Annotated in this window: 24 protein-coding genes; 15 read left to right on the forward strand and 9 right to left on the reverse strand. The window is 49.2% G+C overall.

What is annotated here, in order from left to right; all coding sequences use genetic code 11:
* Positions 1-13: 13 nt before the first annotated feature.
* Together J0M34_02270 and J0M34_02275 are read left to right on the forward strand one after the other, a co-directional pair.
* On the forward strand, positions 14-733 hold the full coding sequence (locus tag J0M34_02270; protein MBN8543069.1) for a pyridoxine 5'-phosphate synthase: 720 nt from the start codon (positions 14-16) through the stop codon (positions 731-733).
* Positions 730-1,146 carry a holo-ACP synthase gene (locus tag J0M34_02275; protein MBN8543070.1) on the forward strand — a complete coding sequence of 139 codons (417 nt, stop codon included), beginning with the start codon at positions 730-732 and terminating at the stop codon, positions 1,144-1,146. The genes J0M34_02270 and J0M34_02275 overlap by 4 nt, the downstream gene beginning before the upstream one ends.
* Here the strand turns inward: J0M34_02275 and J0M34_02280 are convergent.
* The 5 genes from J0M34_02280 to metZ form a co-directional block, all read right to left on the reverse strand.
* Positions 1,136-1,459, reverse strand: a complete 324-nt coding sequence (locus J0M34_02280) for a hypothetical protein (GenBank protein MBN8543071.1) — start codon at positions 1,457-1,459, stop codon at positions 1,136-1,138. The two genes, J0M34_02275 and J0M34_02280, sit on opposite strands and share 11 nt — an antisense overlap.
* 57 nt (positions 1,460-1,516) lie before the next feature.
* Positions 1,517-1,870 carry an Hpt domain-containing protein gene (locus tag J0M34_02285; GenBank protein MBN8543072.1) on the reverse strand — a complete coding sequence of 118 codons (354 nt, stop codon included), beginning with the start codon at positions 1,868-1,870 and terminating at the stop codon, positions 1,517-1,519.
* 3 nt (positions 1,871-1,873) lie between these two features.
* The gene (locus J0M34_02290; GenBank protein MBN8543073.1) at positions 1,874-2,305 is read right to left on the reverse strand and encodes a DUF192 domain-containing protein; all 432 of its coding nucleotides are present in this window, start codon (positions 2,303-2,305) and stop codon (positions 1,874-1,876) included.
* Positions 2,306-2,378: 73 nt separating this feature from the next.
* The gene (locus J0M34_02295) at positions 2,379-2,834 is read right to left on the reverse strand and encodes a DUF192 domain-containing protein (protein ID MBN8543074.1); all 456 of its coding nucleotides are present in this window, start codon (positions 2,832-2,834) and stop codon (positions 2,379-2,381) included.
* Positions 2,831-4,024, reverse strand: coding sequence for an O-succinylhomoserine sulfhydrylase (gene metZ, locus J0M34_02300; protein MBN8543075.1), 1,194 nt, complete (start codon positions 4,022-4,024; stop codon positions 2,831-2,833). Before metZ ends, J0M34_02295 begins: the two co-directional genes overlap by 4 nt.
* Before the next feature lie 36 nt (positions 4,025-4,060).
* Between metZ and J0M34_02305 the strand changes: the two genes are divergently transcribed.
* The 5 genes from J0M34_02305 (at position 4,061) to J0M34_02325 (ending at position 8,699) form a co-directional block, all read left to right on the forward strand.
* Entirely contained in the window at positions 4,061-4,723 is a 663-nt protein-coding gene (locus J0M34_02305; GenBank protein MBN8543076.1) for a 7-carboxy-7-deazaguanine synthase QueE, read from the forward strand.
* Positions 4,720-5,412, forward strand: coding sequence for a 7-cyano-7-deazaguanine synthase QueC (queC, locus tag J0M34_02310; GenBank protein ID MBN8543077.1), 693 nt, complete (start codon positions 4,720-4,722; stop codon positions 5,410-5,412). The genes J0M34_02305 and queC overlap by 4 nt, the downstream gene beginning before the upstream one ends.
* Positions 5,393-6,868: a hypothetical protein gene (locus tag J0M34_02315; protein MBN8543078.1), complete on the forward strand. Its 1,476-nt coding sequence runs from the start codon at positions 5,393-5,395 to the stop codon at positions 6,866-6,868. Before queC ends, J0M34_02315 begins: the two co-directional genes overlap by 20 nt.
* A 16-nt stretch (positions 6,869-6,884) precedes the next feature.
* Positions 6,885-7,337 carry an NADPH-dependent 7-cyano-7-deazaguanine reductase QueF gene (gene queF / locus J0M34_02320; protein MBN8543079.1) on the forward strand — a complete coding sequence of 151 codons (453 nt, stop codon included), beginning with the start codon at positions 6,885-6,887 and terminating at the stop codon, positions 7,335-7,337.
* Positions 7,338-7,463: 126 nt separating this feature from the next.
* A complete protein-coding gene (locus tag J0M34_02325; GenBank protein ID MBN8543080.1) occupies positions 7,464-8,699 on the forward strand; it encodes a hypothetical protein in 1,236 nt (411 codons plus the stop codon).
* Here J0M34_02325 and J0M34_02330 read toward each other — a convergent pair.
* Positions 8,679-9,836 carry an iron-containing alcohol dehydrogenase gene (locus tag J0M34_02330; GenBank protein ID MBN8543081.1) on the reverse strand — a complete coding sequence of 386 codons (1,158 nt, stop codon included), beginning with the start codon at positions 9,834-9,836 and terminating at the stop codon, positions 8,679-8,681. The genes J0M34_02325 and J0M34_02330 overlap by 21 nt on opposite strands.
* A gap of 111 nt (positions 9,837-9,947) precedes the next feature.
* Between J0M34_02330 and J0M34_02335 the strand changes: the two genes are divergently transcribed.
* Genes J0M34_02335 through J0M34_02370 form a run of 8 tightly spaced genes read left to right on the forward strand, consistent with a single transcriptional unit; the run spans position 9,948 to position 17,799 of the window.
* Entirely contained in the window at positions 9,948-10,922 is a 975-nt protein-coding gene (locus tag J0M34_02335) for a lytic murein transglycosylase (GenBank protein MBN8543082.1), read from the forward strand.
* Positions 10,923-10,928: 6 nt separating this feature from the next.
* Positions 10,929-12,020, forward strand: coding sequence for a septal ring lytic transglycosylase RlpA family protein (locus tag J0M34_02340; protein ID MBN8543083.1), 1,092 nt, complete (start codon positions 10,929-10,931; stop codon positions 12,018-12,020).
* 10 nt (positions 12,021-12,030) lie between these two features.
* Positions 12,031-13,203 (forward strand): D-alanyl-D-alanine carboxypeptidase, encoded by a 1,173-nt coding sequence (locus J0M34_02345; GenBank protein ID MBN8543084.1) that lies wholly within the window; start codon positions 12,031-12,033, stop codon positions 13,201-13,203.
* The gene (locus J0M34_02350; protein ID MBN8543085.1) at positions 13,203-13,853 is read left to right on the forward strand and encodes a dTMP kinase; all 651 of its coding nucleotides are present in this window, start codon (positions 13,203-13,205) and stop codon (positions 13,851-13,853) included. Before J0M34_02345 ends, J0M34_02350 begins: the two co-directional genes overlap by 1 nt.
* Positions 13,850-14,953 carry a DNA polymerase III subunit delta' gene (locus tag J0M34_02355; GenBank protein MBN8543086.1) on the forward strand — a complete coding sequence of 368 codons (1,104 nt, stop codon included), beginning with the start codon at positions 13,850-13,852 and terminating at the stop codon, positions 14,951-14,953. The genes J0M34_02350 and J0M34_02355 overlap by 4 nt, the downstream gene beginning before the upstream one ends.
* A gap of 54 nt (positions 14,954-15,007) precedes the next feature.
* Complete coding sequence (locus J0M34_02360; GenBank protein ID MBN8543087.1) at positions 15,008-15,463, forward strand: hypothetical protein; 456 nt, start codon at positions 15,008-15,010, stop codon at positions 15,461-15,463.
* Between the two features lie 42 nt (positions 15,464-15,505).
* Positions 15,506-17,017, forward strand: a complete 1,512-nt coding sequence (locus tag J0M34_02365; protein MBN8543088.1) for a methionine--tRNA ligase — start codon at positions 15,506-15,508, stop codon at positions 17,015-17,017.
* Positions 17,017-17,799: a TatD family hydrolase gene (locus J0M34_02370; GenBank protein MBN8543089.1), complete on the forward strand. Its 783-nt coding sequence runs from the start codon at positions 17,017-17,019 to the stop codon at positions 17,797-17,799. The genes J0M34_02365 and J0M34_02370 overlap by 1 nt, the downstream gene beginning before the upstream one ends.
* Before the next feature lie 215 nt (positions 17,800-18,014).
* Here J0M34_02370 and J0M34_02375 read toward each other — a convergent pair whose 3' ends face one another.
* The 3 genes from J0M34_02375 to ccmA are packed head-to-tail and all read right to left on the reverse strand — an operon-like array spanning position 18,015 to position 19,832.
* Positions 18,015-18,647 carry a heme exporter protein CcmB gene (locus J0M34_02375; GenBank protein ID MBN8543090.1) on the reverse strand — a complete coding sequence of 211 codons (633 nt, stop codon included), beginning with the start codon at positions 18,645-18,647 and terminating at the stop codon, positions 18,015-18,017.
* 4 nt (positions 18,648-18,651) lie between these two features.
* Entirely contained in the window at positions 18,652-19,167 is a 516-nt protein-coding gene (locus J0M34_02380; GenBank protein ID MBN8543091.1) for a hypothetical protein, read from the reverse strand.
* Positions 19,168-19,193: 26 nt separating this feature from the next.
* Positions 19,194-19,832: a heme ABC exporter ATP-binding protein CcmA gene (gene ccmA / locus J0M34_02385; protein ID MBN8543092.1), complete on the reverse strand. Its 639-nt coding sequence runs from the start codon at positions 19,830-19,832 to the stop codon at positions 19,194-19,196.
* Positions 19,833-19,887: the final 55 nt, after the last annotated feature.

Below are 19,887 nucleotides of genomic sequence, written 5' to 3' on the forward strand. Positions count from 1 at the left end.
AACCATCCCTTATATGGCTAAAAAGCTCCGTTTGGGTGTGAATGTTGATCACGTAGCCACGTTGCGTAATGCGCGTGGGGGTGAACACCCGTGCCCTGTGATGGCGGCGAAGCTGGCCATCAAAGCGGGTGCGGACGGTATTACCGCCCACTTGCGCGAAGACAGGCGGCACATTAAGGACGCCGATATTCAACGCCTGCGTAACGAGCTTTCGGCGCCACTGAATTTTGAAATGGCTGCAACGGGCGAAATGTTGGCGCTTGCGCGTGATATCAGGCCACATGCGGTGTGCATCGTGCCAGAGCGCCGTGCGGAGCTTACGACAGAAGGCGGGCTTGATGTTTGGCGCGCTGAAGCAGAAATTCGTAATGCAACGGCAGAGCTGACTCGTTCCAAAATACGTGTGTCACTATTCGTGCCGCCAGATCCCAAGCAGATTGATGCCGCCAAACGCACAGGCGCACCAGTGATTGAGCTTCACACAGGCCATTATGCGCATGAACGCGAAGGCGAACTGAAAAAAATTATAGACGCGGCGGCCTATGCCAGTTCGCTGGGGTTAGAAGTGCATGCGGGGCATGGGTTGACGTTTGATAATGTGAAAGCAATTGCTGCAATTCCTGAGATTGTTGAACTCAATATTGGTCACTTTCTGATTGGTGAAGCAGTGTTTATGGGGCTCGACGCGGCAGTGAAGAAAATGCGCAAACTCATGAATGAGGTGCGCCCGTGATTCTTGGTATTGGCTCAGATATGTGTGATATTCGACGCATCGAGAAGGCGTTGGCGCGCCATGGTGCGCGGTTCGAGCAGCGCGTGTTCACCGCGCAGGAGCAGGCAAAGGCGCGCAGTCGTAAGGGGGCAGGGCGCAATAGTTCGGCAAGTACCTATGCGAAGCGTTTCGCGGCAAAAGAGGCCTGTGGTAAAGCGCTTGGTACTGGCGTTGGCGCGGGTGGCGGTATTTTTTGGAAAGATATTGAAGTCATTAATTTACCAAGCGGTAAGCCAACGATTCATCTAACCGGCAATGCAAAGCGTGCGCTGGATTATCTAACACCTAAAGGTATGCGGGCAGAAATTTTAGTTACTTTGGTGGATGAATATCCGATGGCGCAAGCGTTTGTGGTGATACAAGCTATCGCGTAATTTGCTTCTCGGTCGCTATCTCAAGGTTCTCGTGCGAGCTGATTTCGCTGACTTTAGGCTCTGGAGTTCCTTCTGATTTTGGGCGTAAAATATTTTCGGCGAAACTACCCGCCACTGCACCTGAAGTAACGGCCAGCGCTAAGGCCATGCCCCCTTCATTGCTAGTGAGTAAGGGGTTTTTAGTTTTCATGAAGCGATTCATCAGGCCTTGGCCGCTAGCCTTCAAAAACATAGCGCTTAACCCCGTGAAAGTTGCGACAATAATGCCCAACGTCACGCGCATCTCTAGTGATGTTTTAGACTTCTCAGCCATAACGTCATTCTACCTAAAATAGCGGCGCGTTTTATGAAGGTTTTGTTACAAAAATGGCTAAGCGCTTGCTTTGGATCGCTCTAAATCTTCACGCAAAAACTCAAATTTCTTGACTAAAAGTGAGAGAATCTCTTGGCTTTCTGCTGTATCTAGCTGTTCAAGCTTCTCGGCTTTTGCGCAAAGTGCCGCGATACGGTTTGCGGTGATGCTTAGTGATGCGCCCTTAAGTTCATGCGCGGTGCGCTGCCACGTATTTAGGTCATTTGCTTTGCGTGCAGCATCCATACGTTGCCAACAATCGTTGCAGCTATGCCAAAATGTTTCGAGCAGCTTAGGGATTATTTTTTCGTTGCCGCCCATATTGCGAATGAGTTGTGGGATATCAATGCGTGTAGGCAGATCGTCACTCATAAGCTACTCAATAATGGCAGGTGGGGGTATAAAAATTGGATTATCAATTCGGTCTCGTGGTTTGATACTCTTTCTCTCGATAGTTCCTGCCTTCAGAAACACAAAAGCTTTTATGGGCTCTTTAGCCATAATGTCTTGAAAAATTTCACCTAAGATGGTGTTAGGCAACATTTGTAAAATAATTCCCTGTTCATTCACAAACAATACATCCACGGGCGTATAGACACGCATGAAGGGTAGGGATGTCATGGTGGGTAGTGTAAAGGCAATGATGATGCCCGAATCATCAGCCAGCGTGTTGAGTGTGTGGATATATTCCAGCTTCATTGCGTCTTCAGGGCGAATCTCGACAGAGAAGGTCAATGGTGCACGCTTATCGACATTGGGAATGCCTTCGGGCGTGGTTTCAGGCTCAGCGCGCGGGATGATCGTCATATCCTGACGTTCAAAAATAATGGGGTTGGACTGCGCAAAAGCGGGCGTAGCTGAAAGCGCTAGTATCAGGATACTAACGTATCTCAAGATCGCGCGAGAATATGTACGATACTTTGTCACCTACGCGTATATTCTCATCACGTGCGGTGCCACCAGGCAACTCAATTACGGAAGTTACTAACTGGTTTGCGCCTTGCGGTCTGCGCGACATAGGTTCAACGCTATGCGCAATATGAACGATTTCGTCCGCATTCACGAAAATCATATCAAGCGGAATATAGGTATTCGCCATCCAAAATTCATAGACATCGGCGCGAGGGAATAAAAACAGCATACCGTTAAATTGGCCAATTGACTCGCGATTCATCAGGCCTTGTCTACGCTGCTGGTCGTTGTGCGCCACTTCAACAGTGAAGGAAATTGGCTTATCTTTATGCTCAATAATAACACTGCCTAGCGGCAAGGTATCTGCTGCATAAACTGAGTTAGTAAATGTTATGATGATGAGTGCTGATAGCAAACGCATCATATCGTGCTCAGCGCTTTATCAAGATCATTGATTAAATCATCAACGCCTTCAAGCCCTACGGACAGGCGCATGAGACCGTCTGATATGCCGATTTTCGCGCGATCTTCAGGCGCGAGATTGCTGTGTGTCGTGGATGCGGGATGTGTGATGAGGCTTTTCGCATCCCCAAGGTTATTGGAAATTAGCACAAGCTTAAGAGCATTCATGAACGTAAACGCTGCCGCTTTGCCGCCCTTCACTTCGAGCGCGATGATGGCGCCAAAATGCTTCATTTGCGATTGCGCCAGTGAAGCTTGCGGGAAGCTTTTTAGCCCAGGATAAGCAATTTTTGTAACCTTGCTGTGGGTTTCCAAGAATTCTGCCACTTTTTGAGCGTTCGCAACGTGACGTTCGGTGCGGATAGAAAGCGTCTCAAGACCTTTCAAAATCACCCACGCGTTGAATGGGCTAAGGGCAGGGCCTGTATGACGGAAATAGGGCATCAGCAGCTCTTCGATATACTGCTTGTTGCCAAGCACTGCGCCACCCAATGTGCGGCCTTGGCCATCCATATATTTCGTTGTCGAGTACACCACAACATCTGCGCCCATCTCGAGCGGGCGCTGCGATAATGGGCCCGCAAATACGTTGTCGATGATCACTTTGGCACCCGATTTTTTGGCAATGCTGCAGACATGCTTGATGTCCACCAATTCCAGATTAGGGTTGGCGGGTGATTCGATAAACACCGCCGCTACGTTTTTACTGAGCGCCTTCTCCCATGCTGCATTATCGCGCCCATCGACTAATTCATAGGTGATGCCAAAGCGCGGTAAAATCTGCGTGATGATGTAATGGCATGAACCAAATAGCACGCGGTTTGCCACCACGTGGTCGCCTGTTTTCAAAAAACACATAAGGCTGGCATGCACTGCTGCCATGCCTGAACCCGTGGAAATACACGCCTGTGCACCTTCGAGTGCAGCGAGTCTGTCCTCAAGCATTGCTAAATTGGGGTTGCGATAGCGGCTGTAAACAAAGCCAGGCGCCACGCCATTAAAGCGAGACTCTGCGGTTTCGGCGGTGTCGTAGCAAAAGCCAGAATTCATAAAAATAGCTTCGCCCACTTCGCCAAACTGGCTACGTAATGTGCCAGAATGCACGAGTTTTGTCTCGTCGCTACAGTCGCTCAGGTCTTGCTTGGTGCTCATGTGATAGCTATAACAACCCCTTCAAAAGGTGCAACTATGTTCGGTAAAAACCCTAAACGGCCCCCCATCCAGAGCGACGGCTTGACGCTTGATGTGCAGGAGGTGTTCGCTACCCTACAAGGCGAAGGGCCTTATGTTGGCTGGCCTTCCGTATTCGTGCGCTTAGGCGGCTGTAATCTCGCCTGCGAATTTTGCGATACGGAGTTTGAAACATACCAATCCATCGCCCTTGATGCTCTCATTGAGAATATTGAACGTAAAGCCAATGGTCTGCGAAATTTAGTTGTAATTACAGGTGGTGAGCCATTTCGTCAGAATATCGAGCCCCTGTGTATAATGTTAGTGTCGATGGGCTTTCACGTGCAAATTGAAACGAACGGAACGCTGCATAGAGAATTACCAGAAGCGGTTGATATTATTTGCTCGCCAAAAGTAACAAGCGGCAACTACCATGCCGTGCGTGAGGACGTGCTGTCGCGTGTAAGCGCATTTAAATTTATTATCGCGGATGATGATTCGCCTTACCGCGACGTTGCGGAGGTTGGGCAGTCCAAACTCGGTACGCCTGTCTACGTGCAGCCAATGGACCAGCAGGATGTTGAGAAAAACAAAAAGAACATGGCGCGGGCGGCAATGCTAGCGCAAACGCAAGGCTATCGCTTGTCGCTTCAAATGCATAAAATTCTGGGGATTCCATGAGTAAAAAAGCAGTTCTTTTATTAAGCGGCGGGCTTGATTCCGCTACCACATTAGCGATCGCCCAGAGTGAGGGCTTTGATGTTTATGCGCTCAGTTTTCGCTATGGTCAGCGCCATGCGATTGAACTTGAGGCCGCAAAAAAAGTGGCCGCGCTTCATGGCGTCAAGGAGCATAAGATTGCCGATATTGACCTACGATTGTTTGGTGGTTCAGCGCTGACGGATGATATTGCTGTGCCGAAATCTCGCAGCGCGCATGATATTGGCCACGGTATTCCGATTACGTATGTTCCAGCGCGTAACACCATTTTTCTATCGTTTGCCTTGGCGTGGGCAGAAGTATTAGGGGCGAATGATATCTTTATCGGCGTGAATGCGTTGGATTATAGTGGTTACCCCGATTGCCGCCCTGAATTTATTGAGGCCTATGAGAAAATGGCGAATTTGGCGACTGCTGCTGGGGTTTCGGGCGAAAATCCCATGAAAATTCATACGCCTATCATTGGGATGAATAAGGCCGAAATTATACGTAAAGGCAATAGCTTAGGGGTTCATTATTCTGTCACAATTAGCTGCTATGATCCTGTAGATGGTAAAGCCTGCGGCCAGTGCGATTCCTGTTTATTGCGCGCCAAGGGGTTTGCTGAAAATGGCATAGAGGATCCAGCGCGTGACATTCGAATTAGATGATAACACGATTCCGCCCTATGATAGCTTTCAGGAAGTCGCTCCGGATGCATTCAAGCATTATTTTACCACGCTGAAGCCGAAGGCTTCTGAACTGCATCGTGAATATCTCACTCACGCACTTTTGGGGGGCGTTCCATCAAGCGGCCTTTATTGTGCGAAGGCTATACAGAAATTGGCATTTTATTTTGATGTGCTTGCAGATGAGCAAGGTAAATTTTGGACTGCTCAGGATAATGATGCCAATGCCATTAAGAATACTGGGCATAAAGAGGTGTTTCGCAAGTTCCGCCTTGCTACGAATAAATTATCCGCGGCAATCGAGGATGAGACGAAAGCTGTTTCTGAGGGTATTGATGATATCCACTATTATCAAGCAGTTGATGAAGCCATTGAGGAAACGAAATCGACACTGAAGGATGTTCGAGAGCGCATTAGTGGGATGATAGGCGAAGACATGTTCGGCCATAACGATCCCGATAAAGCGATGCTTGAGTATCTAGGCAGAGGATATGCCGTTATTGATGATTATTTAGCGTCCACTGTGAAACATAGATTCACAGGTTCGGATGCTGCAAAAGAAGTTACGCCACTAGAGGATTTTCCCGAGCTTCCACATCAATCTTTGGTGCAGTTATCAGAAGTATTTCAAGAGCAATACCCAGATACATATGACTGGCTTATTACCACTGGCTGGGATGTGCCGAGTGATAGAGCGGTACACAATGATCGGGCGATTACTCCTATCGCTAAAATGCGTCATGAAATTGAAGTTATGACGAATCGGCTTGTGGGGCTTACTAAATTTGCCAGAAGCGTCATATATCGCCCTTCTGAATACGCCAGAGAAGTGGATACGGCTAACGAGGAATGGAACAGAACCAAGCTGCACCCTGCAGGTCAAGAGCCGCCACCTGCGCCCATTGATGCTGCCCCTCATCAACGCGGCTATGATGATTTATTACCAGCAGAGGACGGTGCAACAGGCCGTTATAATGGATATGATAATTTAGATGAACCGCTTGGCAGGATTGTCAATCTCATGCCACGTATTCAAGGCAAGCCTGTAACCAGCGCTGGTGCCATTTCCTCCAGCAGTGATCTGGGAAAATCATCATACGTTGATGATAACAGCATGTTTGCGCGTGCGCAGAATGCAGCAGAGATATTGGCTTATGATGCAAAAACAGCCTATGCCAATGCACATAACTTTATTCGAAAGCATTCGAACCCACATTCAGAGGTTTCGGACTCACAGCTATTACCACACTCACTTAATGGTGCTCAATTCTGTGCGAACGAGTTATATTCACGCATCTTCCAGCAATCACTAGCGCTTGAAGAAAAGCTCGGTGAATTGAAAAAAGCGCTTCAGGAGCAGGTTGGTGGTGGCTCTCCCGTAGGTGGTGGTTCAGGTAATGTCATTGCTCCAAATTTTGGTGGCGGACGCGGTAAATAAGCGTTAGCTATGTGGCATGACCGAACATCTTACACAGCTTGGTGAAAAGACCGTGCTTCCCGCTTCGCCAGACGAAGCGGTACTTGAGCGCGTGCCCAACCCACACACGAATGTGAACTATCTGATTCGCTTTACGGCGCCAGAATTTACATCACTTTGTCCAAAAACAGGCCAGCCTGATTTCGCCCATCTCATGATTGATTATGTGCCGCATAAATGGATTGTGGAGAGCAAATCGCTCAAATTATTTTTACATAGCTTCCGCAATCACGGCGGTTTTCACGAAGATTGCACCGTAATGATTGCCAAGCGCATCATCGAAGCGATTGAGCCAACGTGGTTGCGTATTGGTGGCTATTGGTATCCACGCGGCGGTATGCCGATTGATATCTTTTTCCAAAGTGGCGAAGCGCCCAAGGGTGTTTGGGTTCCCGATCAAGGCGTGCCTTCATACAAAGGCCGTGGCTAACCCATTTGTGATAATTCCATGACATTTATCGCCTAGCTATTGTGCAAGCCTATGGCTGCGCTATATACACGCCATGCTTCTGGAGGGACACAGAATCCAAAACATAATAACCCTCATGGAGCTAGCATGCCCGCCTACACAATTACTGCGCCTGATTATACAGACACTACCAATCCATCTGCCATAAATCGCATTCAGGATTTTCAACTTATTAGCGCGCATCAAGTGCGTAGCGCTAGTGACGGCAGCACCCCCGCATGGGAATTGACCTTCAATGTGCCTTCTGGCCTACAATTCAGCAAAGAAGAATTGCAGGGCGGCACCATTGCTGCGGGGATGCAAATTGCGCTATTGCCAGTAAACAGCTCCAAGCGGACAGCGCGCGTTTTGGAGGGGTTGGACCAGAAATCCATTCCTTCTGGTGCTATAATGGCAAAGCTACCCAAGCGCGATGGGGTGGCCACGCCAGATCAAAAGCTCACTGCAGAGCAAGTGATTGCGCACACCGTTGATTTAACGAGGCCGACCAAAGAGCTTCTGAAGCTCGCGGGCATCGCAAGTAAGGAATATGATTATATTCCTGTTGAAGAATTTTTGAATTTACCTGGCATCAAAGGTCGAATCAGCTTCGATAAATTGCTTGCCAATCAGCCACCTTTGGCCAATCGAAAATATACGCCCTCACGGGTGGATACTGAGAAAGGCAGGATATCAATTTTGCTTTCAGAGGTACATGCAGAAGCATTTTTAAATGAGCAGTCACTGATATGTCGTGGCACTAGTAGTGGCTATCTTGCTGACGTAGCGGCATCTGATGAGCAAGTGAGCGTAAAAGGCTTTTTGGATTTGCGTAAGCATAAGCTTCCTTACGATTATGAAAAGCCTATGGTTCTGCTTTCAACAGGTGTTGGTGTTGCGCCTCATCTAGCTATGCTGCGCGAAGCAGAGCAGAAAGGGCTTACGCCTGATGTGCGTCTTTTCCTAAACGGCGGGCGTAACGCTGAAGACGAGCTGTGTGGCGAGGAGATTCGCAGCCTAATGGGTGATAGCGCAGCGAATTACCAATATATCGCCTCTCGCGAAGGCGGCTATGTTCAGGACATGCTGGAAACCAACGGTGACGTCATCTGGAAGGCGCTGCATGAAGATGGCGGCAAGCTCTATATGTGTGGTCTTGAAGCAATGAAAGTGGGAGTATTAAATTCTCTTGCAGAAATTGGTGAGTCGCATGGCATCAATGGCGAAGAGTGGATCGCGCAATTACAGTCTGAAAAACGGATAGCGGAAAGCACTTCAGCGCCAGATAGATTCCGCACGAAATGGGATGACGCGGCAAAAGCGTTACACAAGGTCAAGGAATGAAAATCTATCACGCGTCCAATGCGCGTATTCGAGTGCATAGCTATATTGGTCTTCCGTGAGGCCGATATGTTCTGGCTTGGTAGGTGCGCCTGCATGATCAAGTGCGCTGGTTAGAATTTCTGCGGGAATCATGAAGCCAAAGATGCCGGCGGATATTTCTGGCCATTTCATATCCAGCGTCTCTTGTATAACTGCGGCTTTGTGCTGGTAATTTTCAAACAAAGAAGCTGCCAGCTCCTTACCAAACACCGCTTGGATATTTTCGAGGGTGGCGGGTTTGCGCAGTTGCGGCTTTGTGCTTAATAAGCGCTGCTGAATTTTTGCCATGCTTACGGTTGCTACGGCCACTAATTCACCATGATAGGCGCGAGCAGCGATTTTGGGGTAAAGCATTTCAATGGCATGGGCGATCATGTGTTCGCCTTGGCTTGCTGTCGCACTGGAGCCTGTTTTGCTCATCCACTGACCACCGATAATGAGCCCCTGCATGAGGGTATTGAGGGATTTTTCATCACCCACGGTTAGTTTCTTTGATTTTGGCAAAAGGGCTTGCTCGATTGGCTCAAGTGCCGCGAATGCCTCGCTATGATAGGGTGTGCCGAGTATGTGATGCGATAAGAACATATCCGCCTGTACGGTACTGCGACAGAGCATGTCGGCAAACCCTGCGGAAGTTAGGCGGGTAGGCGACTCGGCCAGTATTTCTGTGTCCGCAATAATCATTTTGGGCGCGGTTGCGGGTTGCGAGGTTTTATGCGCTCCGTCCCACAAGCTTGCATTGGCGGCGGCATAACCGTTCATCGAGGCAGCAGTAGCAATCGTGATGTAGGGTTTACCTACTTTATGTGCCGCATATTTAGTGAGATCGTTAATCGTGCCGCTACCAACGGCTACTAACGCGTCCATATCACCTGCTAAGGCGATAATACGCTGAGCAGTGGTGATGGATGGGATAACCGCCTCTTCAAGCTGTACGCGCATGAGCTGATAGTCATCACCAAGTGCATGGAACACACGCTCACCTGCTGCTTTCCACGTGTTGCTGTCGCATACCACGAGTAGCTGCTTACCTAATTGTAAGGGTGCAATTAGCGAACTCAGACGCGCTATTATTTGACTGTCGATGATGTTATCCACACATTCACATAACGCTAACGCCCTCAGAAAAAACTAAAAAACTTCACATTGTGTATGAATCATGGCGAGACTTGTAAGCACTGTTGCAACAGGTCATAACTTCTTCCCCTTATGCAACGTTTCTCATTCATCACTGGGCTTGCACTGATTCTACTGACGTTCTCAGTATCGATCGCCTATGCGAATTCGGTGCCTTTTGCAGCGTGGCTGGAAGCCTTCAATGCCGAAGCGTTGAGTGAGGGAATCCCCCAAGAAACGCTCGATGTTGCGCTATTTAATATCGCACCGAATCCTCAATTAGTGACGCTCGACCGTAAGCAGCCCGAAGGTAAATTGACATGGTTGCAGTATGAGTCGCGCATTGTTGCGCAGCCGCGTATCGGCCAAGGGCAAGCCAAGTTTCGTGAGCATCAGGCGCTTTTGAAGCAGGTCAGCGAAATGTATGGCGTGCAGCCGCAAATCATTGTGGCCTTATGGGGCACGGAAACCAACTATGGCAGCTATACGGGCAATTATTCTGTCTTCGAATCACTGGCCACGCTTGCTTATGATGGGCGTCGTGCGGATTTATTCCGTAAGGAGTTGAAGGCAGCGCTTAAAATTGCCGCAGATGGCAAGGCTGACCCCAATGAAATGATTGGTTCATGGGCGGGTGCTATGGGGCAAACTCAATTCATGCCGTCGAGCTATCTCAAATATGCGGTGGATTGGAATGGCAACGACCACCCCGATATTTGGCACACACAAGAGGACGTATTCGCCTCGATTGCCAATTACCTCAAGACCGAAGGTTGGAATGGCGCATTGCCATGGGGATTCAGAGTCGAGCTACCTCAAGGCTTCAACCCAGAATGGGCCGATTTGTATAAAGCGCGGCCAGTAAGTGAATGGAAATCCCTTGGTGTAGTGCCTGTTGGTAATGCCGCTTGGCCTGCAGATGAAACGCCCATTTATGTCATGTACCCTGGCAGCAACAGTGAGGCCGCATATGCCGTTACGCAGAACTATCACGTACTCTTGCACTGGAACCGCTCGCGCTACTTTGCTACCAGCGTGGGCCTCTTATCTGACAAAATCGCACAATAGGTCCCTATGAAACGTTTCATTACACTATTTGCCCTTTCCATTTTAGTCACCGCTTGTAGCGGCACAAAAGACTATGGTGATGCGCCTGGTTTCCGTAACGGTAAGGCCACGCACCCCTTGGTGAAAATAGGCAAGCCTTATGAAATCAATGGCACGACCTATTACCCAGAATATGACCCAGAATATAAAGAAACGGGTATGGCTTCGTGGTATGGGCCAGGCTTCCATGGCAAAAGTACCGCCAATGGCGAGACCTTCAACAAATATGAAATGACGGCTGCGCATCGCACCCTACCGATTCCTTCAATCGTAAAGGTGACGAACGTGAAGAATGGCAAAACTGCTATCGTGCGCATCAATGATCGCGGCCCATTCGCGCATGGGCGTATTATCGACCTTTCAAAGCTTGCTGCAGAGCGCTTGGATATGATTCGCTCAGGCGTTGCTAAGGTAAAAGTTGAGTATATGCCGCAAGAATCACGCCGTTACATCGCGCTGCTTGAGCAGGGCAGGTCACCTTCGAATATCAATGTGGAGCGTGATGTTTTGATTGGCGAAACCTCGTTTGCTTCCGCATCAGAAGCATTCGATACACCTCAGCAGAAAAAAGAGCGTTCATGGTTTGATTTGCTCAACCCTATCAGTGCCGCGCAAGCCGAAGAGCCCAAAGCCTCAACTAAGGGCGAGGTGATTCCCGTTGAGACTAAAACGACGCAAGATTTGCCACCACTCGATGGTGCGCCACCTGCCAAATTGCCGCCTACCCAGCAATCGGCTCCCGTGGCAGAAGTGCAGCGCTCACCCTTTGATTTAGTGCCGCAGACGCAGAAAATAGAGGACCCCAAAATACCCGACAAACCCGTGGTTCAAGGTGGGTACATGTTACAGTTAGGTGTGTTTGGCAATGAGGCAAACGCGCTTAATCTCAAGCGGAAATTTGACGGAATAAGTGACGTAGAAATTACCACGATTCAGCTGGGTGGGCGTACCTTGCACCGTGTGAGGGCAGGGCCTTACCGCGATGAAATGGCGGCGCGCGATATTCAGCAGCGCGCTAGAACGATGGGTGTGCTGGATACCAAAATTGTGAAACTGTAAGGACTAGTCTATGAAACGTTTGATGGTGTTAAAATTTGCTACGTTGTTTGTTGCACTTTTTGCATGGAGCACGCTGCATGCGCAGACACCGCCCGACGTTCCGGTAGCGGACGGGGCAGCACCAGCCGATGTCTCGGATTTGCCAAGTCACATGATTTTGCTGGATGCGACGACAGGCACCATCTTGAAAGAGAAAAACAGTGGTGAGAAGATGTTCCCCTCGTCGATGAGCAAGCTCATGACCGAATACATGGTGTTTGATGAGCTGAAAAAGGGCACTCTCCAGCTTACCGACACTTTCACCGTGAGCGAGAATGCGTGGCGTATTCAGGGCTCTAAAATGTTTGTACCGATTGGTGAGCAAGTGGGTGTGGAGGATTTGATTCGCGGCATCTCGATTCAATCAGGTAATGATGCTTGTGTAGTGGTCGCGGAAGGTTTGGCTGGCAGCGAAGCAGCGTTTGCCGATCGTATGAACGCTAAGGCAAAAGAGCTGGGCATGACGGATTCAAACTTCGTGAATGCTAGTGGTTGGCCAGACGAGAATCACTATACCACCGCCGCAGATTTGGCGATTCTTGGCAAGGCACTGATTCGCGATTTTCCTGAGTTTTATCACTATTTCTCGGAGCGTGAATTTACCTATAATGGCATTCGTCAGTATAATCGCAACCCGTTGCTGGGACGCTTGGGTGTTGATGGTTTGAAAACAGGTCACACTGAAATTGCGGGCTACGGTATTGTGCTCACCGCCAAAGAACCCGTTACAGAGCGCCGCTTGGTGCTGGTAGTGAATGGCTTAAAATCCATGAAAGAGCGTGAGCAGGTGGGTGAGTATCTGCTGACGTGGGGTTTCCGTAATTTCGAAAACATTACGCTCGCCAAGAAGGATCAGCCCATCATTGAGGCTAACATATTCTTGGGTAAGGCCGACAAAGTCGCGCTAACTGTGCGCGAGGATGTATTGGTAACCTTGCCTAAAACCGAGCGTGAAAAGGTAAGTATTAAGGCGACCTATCAAGGCCCACTACAAGCACCGATTACCGCAGGTGCTGAAGTTGGTACATTGGTGATTAGCTTACCTAATGGTAGCAAACAAGAAGTGCCATTGGTGGCCGCCGCAGCCGTTGAGAAGAAGGGTATATTTGCCCGCATCCCCGACGTGATTGGGAGCTGGTTCTAATGCCATTCATTACGCTTGAGGGCGGAGAAGGGGCTGGGAAATCCACCCAGATAAAACTCCTCGCGCAAGCATTTGAACAAGCGGGACACAAGACATTAGTAACCCGCGAGCCAGGTGGTTCAAAAGGGGCTGAAGCTATACGCAAGTTAGTAGTTGAGGGTGCTGCCGACAGGTGGGATCCCGTCACCGAATCGTTGCTGTTTATGACGGCACGTTATGACCATCTCGAAACACTTATTAAGCCTGCGCTTGGGCGTGGCGAGTGGGTGGTGTGCGATCGTTTTTTTGATTCCACTTATATCTATCAAGGCATTGCTAAAGGGGTTGATACGCATTGGCTTAAGCAGCTTTATACATTACTTTATGGCAATGCCGCGCCTGAGTTGACCTTGCTTCTGGATATTGACCCCAAAGATGGGTTAAAGCGCGCCAGTGCTCGCAATAGTGGCGCTGAAACGCGTTTTGAGAATATGGATTTTAGTTTCCATCAGAAACTGCGCGACGGATTCTTACGACTCGCCAAAGAGGAGCCTGCGCGCATCCATGTCGTCGATGCTGCGGTTTCGATTGAAGCTATCCACCAGTCTATCCTCAGCGCAGTAAACAAGCGTTTCCAATTGGGATTGAAGCCTGTAAAACAGGCAGCATGAAGCTACCACGCGAGAATCCAAATTTGATAGGCCACGAGGCGATTGAACAATCGTTTTTGGACGAGTTTGCGCGCGGCAAAATGCATCATGCCTATCTGCTGTGCGGACCCAAGGGGATTGGCAAGGCGACATTTGCTTACCGTTTGGCGCGCTTTTTATTGAGCCATGGCGCTATCAATAAACCTGCTGACGATACGTTTTCTCTATTCGGTGATGCACCAAAGGAGGCGGCAGCGCCACTTACGGGCTTGGAGATGGCCGAGGATAACCCGATTTTCAGGCGGGTAATTGCAGGTTCGCATTCTGATTTATTGGCTATCGCGCCACTTTATGATGAAAAGAAGAAAGTTGAAAAAGCCGAAATCAATGCGGATCAGGCGAAGGAAGTGCCGCAGTTTTTGTCACTCACGCCTGCTGAATCCGAATGGCGTGTAGTGATTGTTGATGCGGTGGACCAACTCAATACCACAGCGGCGAATGCACTGCTAAAAATTCTCGAAGAGCCGCCTGCACGAAGCATTTTATTGCTCGTTTGCCATACGTTGGGTGATATTTTGCCCACCATCAAATCGCGCTGTCGTGTGATGCGTATGAGTGCGCCTGACCTCAAACATTTCAGCAAAATTCTTAATCAGATCGCTCCCGATGTTACGAGTGAAGCACATGAGGGGTTATATGCAATGTCGCAAGGTTCGCCTGGCTTGGCGATCCAGTTAAATGACAAGAATGCCACCGAAATCTATCGCGGGTTGCTGTCACACATGCAGCCCGATGTTACACCAGCCGAGAAGGCACAATTCGCTAGTAAGCTCGCTGGCAGCAAGTCGCCTGATACGCTCAAAATTATTTATCACTGCTGGCAAATCGCCATTGATCGCATCGCTATGTTTCCGCATCTCAACCATGTGTATCAAATTTTGGAGGACGAGGAGCCGTTGCTGAAAGACATAGCCCAAAATATGGAGCCCAAAACACGTTATGCGTGGCGCGAATCAGCCCGCAAGCTCTGGAACCAGACCGACACATTCCACCTCGACCGCGCCCGCACCATCGAGCTGATGCTCGACCCAGCGCGCTTGCCCTTAGCCGTCGCCGCGTAAATTAAGAATTTCTTAATCTTAGGCATGTATCTTGGGATTAAGAAAGGCGGCAACATGGCCACCAACCCAGAATCGCAACCACCAGAGCCCACCCCCGAATTTGATGACTCGGCACTGAGTCGCATTCGTCCTCCTGCGCCCGAGAGGCCTTCTACAATTGGCATCATACCCAAAATAGTTGCCCCAAGAGAGCGCGTAGCATTTGATTTGACGGGTGACGGAATCGTTAATGAGGCTGATTCTCTAGCTACCTTTGATTTAAAAGGTAAGGATGCAGCAAATACTATTGTATTTAACCTAGATAGTAATCGTGATGGCACATTAAGTGCCAATGAAATTAATGCAGACAGAATAGCACAATTATCCCCCGAGCAGCTCGAGGTTTTGGGAAATCTTCTGAATGGGGCAGGCGTAACAACGACAGAGCAGACTGCAGAGCATGTTACGGGAAGCCTCTCCTTGTTCAATCAAGTGATTGTGCCTACACTGAGCAATCAAAACGAACGCTAATCTTCTTGAATAGCAGGGCATTATGGCATAGGTGAAAAGCCTATGACCCAGCAATACTATATCACCACTCCCATTTATTACGTTAACGACAAACCACACCTTGGTCATGCTTATACCAGCGTGGCGTGTGATGTGTTGGCGCGCTTCATGCGGCTCGATGGCCGCCGCGTCAAATTCCTGACGGGGACGGACGAGCACGGGCAGAAGGTCGAGAAATCCGCCGCTACTGCAGGTATTCCGCCCCAAGCCTTTACCGACGAAGTGTCTGAGCATTTCCGTGAAATGGCCAAAACACTCAAGCTCACCAATGACGATTTCATTCGTACTACCGAGCAGCGCCACAAAGATTACGCGCAGGGCTTTTGGAAAAAACTGGTCGATGCAGGTGATATTTACTTGGGCGCTTATGAGGGTTGGTACTCGGTGCGCGATGAAGCATTTTATCAGGAATCCGAACTCGTAAACGGGAAGGCGCCAACAGGTGCCGATGTGGAATGGGTGAAGGAGCCAAGCTACTTCTTCAAGCTCTCAAAATTCCAAGAACCTTTACTAAAATTTTACGAAGAAAATCAGGATTTTATTTTACCTGAATCGCGCAAGAATGAGGTCATCAGTTTTGTAAAAGGAGGACTGAAGGATTTATCCGTGTCACGCACGACATTTAAATGGGGCATACCCGTACCAGGTGACGAAAAGCACATCATGTATGTGTGGCTCGATGCCTTGACCAACTACTGCACGGCGGCAGGCGATATGTGGCCTGCAGATCTGCACATGGTCGGTAAAGACATTTTGCGTTTCCACACCGTTTATTGGCCAGCGTTCCTCATGTCCGCCAAGATGGAATTACCCAAGCGTGTATTCGCGCACGGGTGGTGGACGATTGAGGGCGAAAAAATGTCCAAATCGCTCGGCAATGTGGTCTCACCAGACCATCTGGTTGAAAAATACGGCCTCGATCAAACGCGCTATTTCCTACTGCGCGAAGTGCCCTTCGGGTCGGACGGGAATTTTAGCCGTCAAGCAATGGCCGAGCGCATCAATGCTGACCTCGCCAATAACATCGGCAACCTTGCCCAGCGCACCTTGAGCATGATCGCCAAGCATTGCGACAGCAAGGTGCCAAACCCAATGGGTCGCCCTCAAGATTTAGAGTTACTCGAAAAATGCCAAGTCACCAAGCCAACCAGTTTGAATGACGCGCGCGAGCAAATGCTACGTTGTAAGTTCCACGAGGTGCTACAGGCGATTTTGGCGATGTCATCAGCGGCTAATGAGTTCATCGACAAAGAAGCGCCATGGACGCAAAAGAAAACCAGCCCAGCCGATATGGAGGCAACCCTACATACGCTGGCTGAGGTTATTCGCTGCATCGGCATTATGCTTCAGCCATTCGTGCCTGATTCAGCGGATAAGTTGCTAAATCAACTGGCCGTGCCCGCCGACAAACGCAGCTTTGATGACTTGAAACCTGAACACGCCCTGAAAGCAGGCACTGAACTGCCTAAGCCCGAGGGTGTATTCCCACGTATTCTGCTGGAGACCGCGGCGTAATGCTCGTCGACTCACATTGCCACCTGAATTACGAACAACTGGCCGATACGGCGGGGGTGATTGCTCGCGCCAAAGAAGCTGGGGTAGGGCTGTTCCAGACCATTTCGACCCAGCGCAGCGACTTTGCCGAGGTAAAGGCGCTGGCGGACACATACCCTGAAATTTACTGCTCGATTGGCGTACACCCGCATGAGGCGGAGCCGCATGAGGACATTAGCGAGCAGGAGCTTCTAGAGGCCGCAAACCACCCAAAAGTGATTGGGATTGGTGAAACGGGGCTTGATTATTACTATGAACACAGCCCGCGTGAAGCGCAAAAAACCTTGTTCCGCCGCCATATTACCGTGGCGCGTAAACTGGATTTACCCGTGATTGTGCATTCACGGGACGCCGATGAAGATACCGTCGAAATCCTGAAAGATGAAACTTCAAAAGGTTCTTTTAGATTTCTAATTCACTGCTTTAGCTCTTCGCAATATCTTGCTGAAGAATCAGTGAAATTAGGTGGTTATATCTCATTATCGGGCATCATTACATTCAAGAAGTCACAAACGCTTAGGGACGCGACCTCATGCGTGCCGCTGGATCGTTTGCTGGTCGAGACAGATTCGCCATATCTGGCGCCGGAGCCATATAGGGGCAAACCATGTGAGCCGGCATATACGAAATTCACGGCGCAAAAGCTGGCCGACATGCGTGGTATGAGCTACGAAGATGTGGCCACCAAAACCACCGAAAATTTCTTTCGTCTATTTAGCAAGGCTAAGGCGCTTAACCATTGAGATCTGGTTATTTCGCCTTGTGCATAAGGCGGGTGAGAATCATATCAACTTATTGATGAGCTTGAACATTAGCTTGTGGATGATTTCATCTTAAACCTTAGGCTAAGCCTTATCTAATGCCATATACCCACTTTATTTTACATAATATATATTATACGATAATAGCCTTATATCGTTTATCATGTGATTGAGGGGTTTAGACGCGCCCCCTAGAGCTATTCAGAAACCCGAAGACAGGCCGCAGTTACCACAATACTTAATGGTAACGACATGGCACTTAATGCGATGAGTAATGTCAGTGGTTGCTCGATCGCGCCGTTCATCGCGCCGACACCGAAGATGATGAGCGGAATCATTAGCGGTAAAATGATGAGTGCAATCAGTCCACCATGTTGGCTTAGACCCACCATCATGGCTGATGCCATGAGCATCAAGGCCAATAGCGGCACCGCGCCGATCGCCAGAATCACCGCCTGCTCGCCCCACTCTGCCTGCGGCACGCCCAGCAATACCCCCGCCACCGGCACGAGCGCGATTAATGGCAACATCTGAATCAAAAAACATGCAATGAACCTGGATAACACCAACCATTCCATTGCCACGGGTAATAATCGCCAGTAATCGAACATGCCTTGCTCGGCATCACGTGCGAGCATTTGGGGTGCGGTTAAAAGCATCGAGAATACCAACCCCAACCATAAGGCTGTGGGGGCGAGTTCCGCCAGCTCACCCTTGGGCGCAGCGAACACAAACAGCGCCATTATCGCGATAAAAAATACATATATATAAGCAGCTTCTGCTAAATTTTTAATGTAATACTTTATGTCGTGCTGGATGGCTTTAAACATAAAGCTAAAGCTCTTTCGTTGTTAAGGGGAGACGGCGCCTCATGACAGTGGTTATAAGGTAAATCCCGCAGGCCGCGCTTAATAGGCACAGAACATCTACAATATAAAACAGGGTGCTTCCTCCCGTCATGCTTTTTTGATGCTCCCGAATCACGATAAATGAAGCCCATACTAATATGCTATTCAAGATAGAAAGGCTAATGGCTGTGATAACGGCCTTGGATAAAAATGCGTGATTTATACGTGCAATAGATCTTAGTATTAACAAGCAGTAAAACCAATACAAAAGAGAAAAATAAAGAAAAAAGCCGATGATTACTCTAGTTAAACTAATGATACTTCTATCCCAAAACGTAAAGTTGGAGGGAAAAAGATCGCCAGATAATGATGGCTTCAAGGCCATACTCCAACTGGTTATGCCGAGCATCCCAACAAAATCTCTAAAAACACCAGCCGCAATAAAAAGCAGAACCAGAGGAACAATCCCTATCTTTTCACATCTTCTGACTGGTGAAGACATATAACGCTTTATAGTTTCAGGCATACTCAATGCACCCACCCTGCGCCACCACCAACGGCGTTTAAATCGAGGGTTTTGTGCTTATCACCCTGCACTTCGGCATGGGTGGTCATCACCACGATTCCTTTTTGCTCGATGCGTGACATGATGAGGGAATGCAGCAATGATGTCGCCTCCTCATCCAGATTCGCGACTGGCTCATCGAGCAGCCATAAACTTGACGGCATGGTGAGTAAGCGCGTGAGCGCGACGCGCTGTTGCCAACCCGCCGAAAGCGTATGGCACGGCGCGCTGGCCACGGCTTCGAGGTCGAAATAATGCAAGGCGGCCTCGACCAGCTCTGGTGTTTTGCGCATCTGCGCCCAGAATTTCACGTTATCGAGCACGCTCATACTCAACCGCAGGCCGCGCTTATGGCCGAGATATAGCACGTTATTGGGGTAATGTTCGGACTGGGCGACGGGCTTGCCGTTCCAATCAATGGACCCTTCGGCCAATGGAAACAGCCCCGCCATAGCCTTAAGCAGCGTCGATTTGCCAGAGCCATTGGCGCCCTGCACCATCAATAAATCGCCACTATTCAAGCTCATATGCAGCCCGCCAACGAGCTGTACACCCTCGCGCAGCAAGGTCGTATTATTAAAGACTAGAGTGTGTTGTTCCATCCACGACTATCGGGAAAAAGGTGAAAATTCGGGTGCTAAATTAGGGTTTTATTGC

This window comes from Alphaproteobacteria bacterium (assembly GCA_017302575.1).
Taxonomy (GTDB): Bacteria; Pseudomonadota; Alphaproteobacteria; order Rickettsiales; family UBA3002; genus JAFLDD01.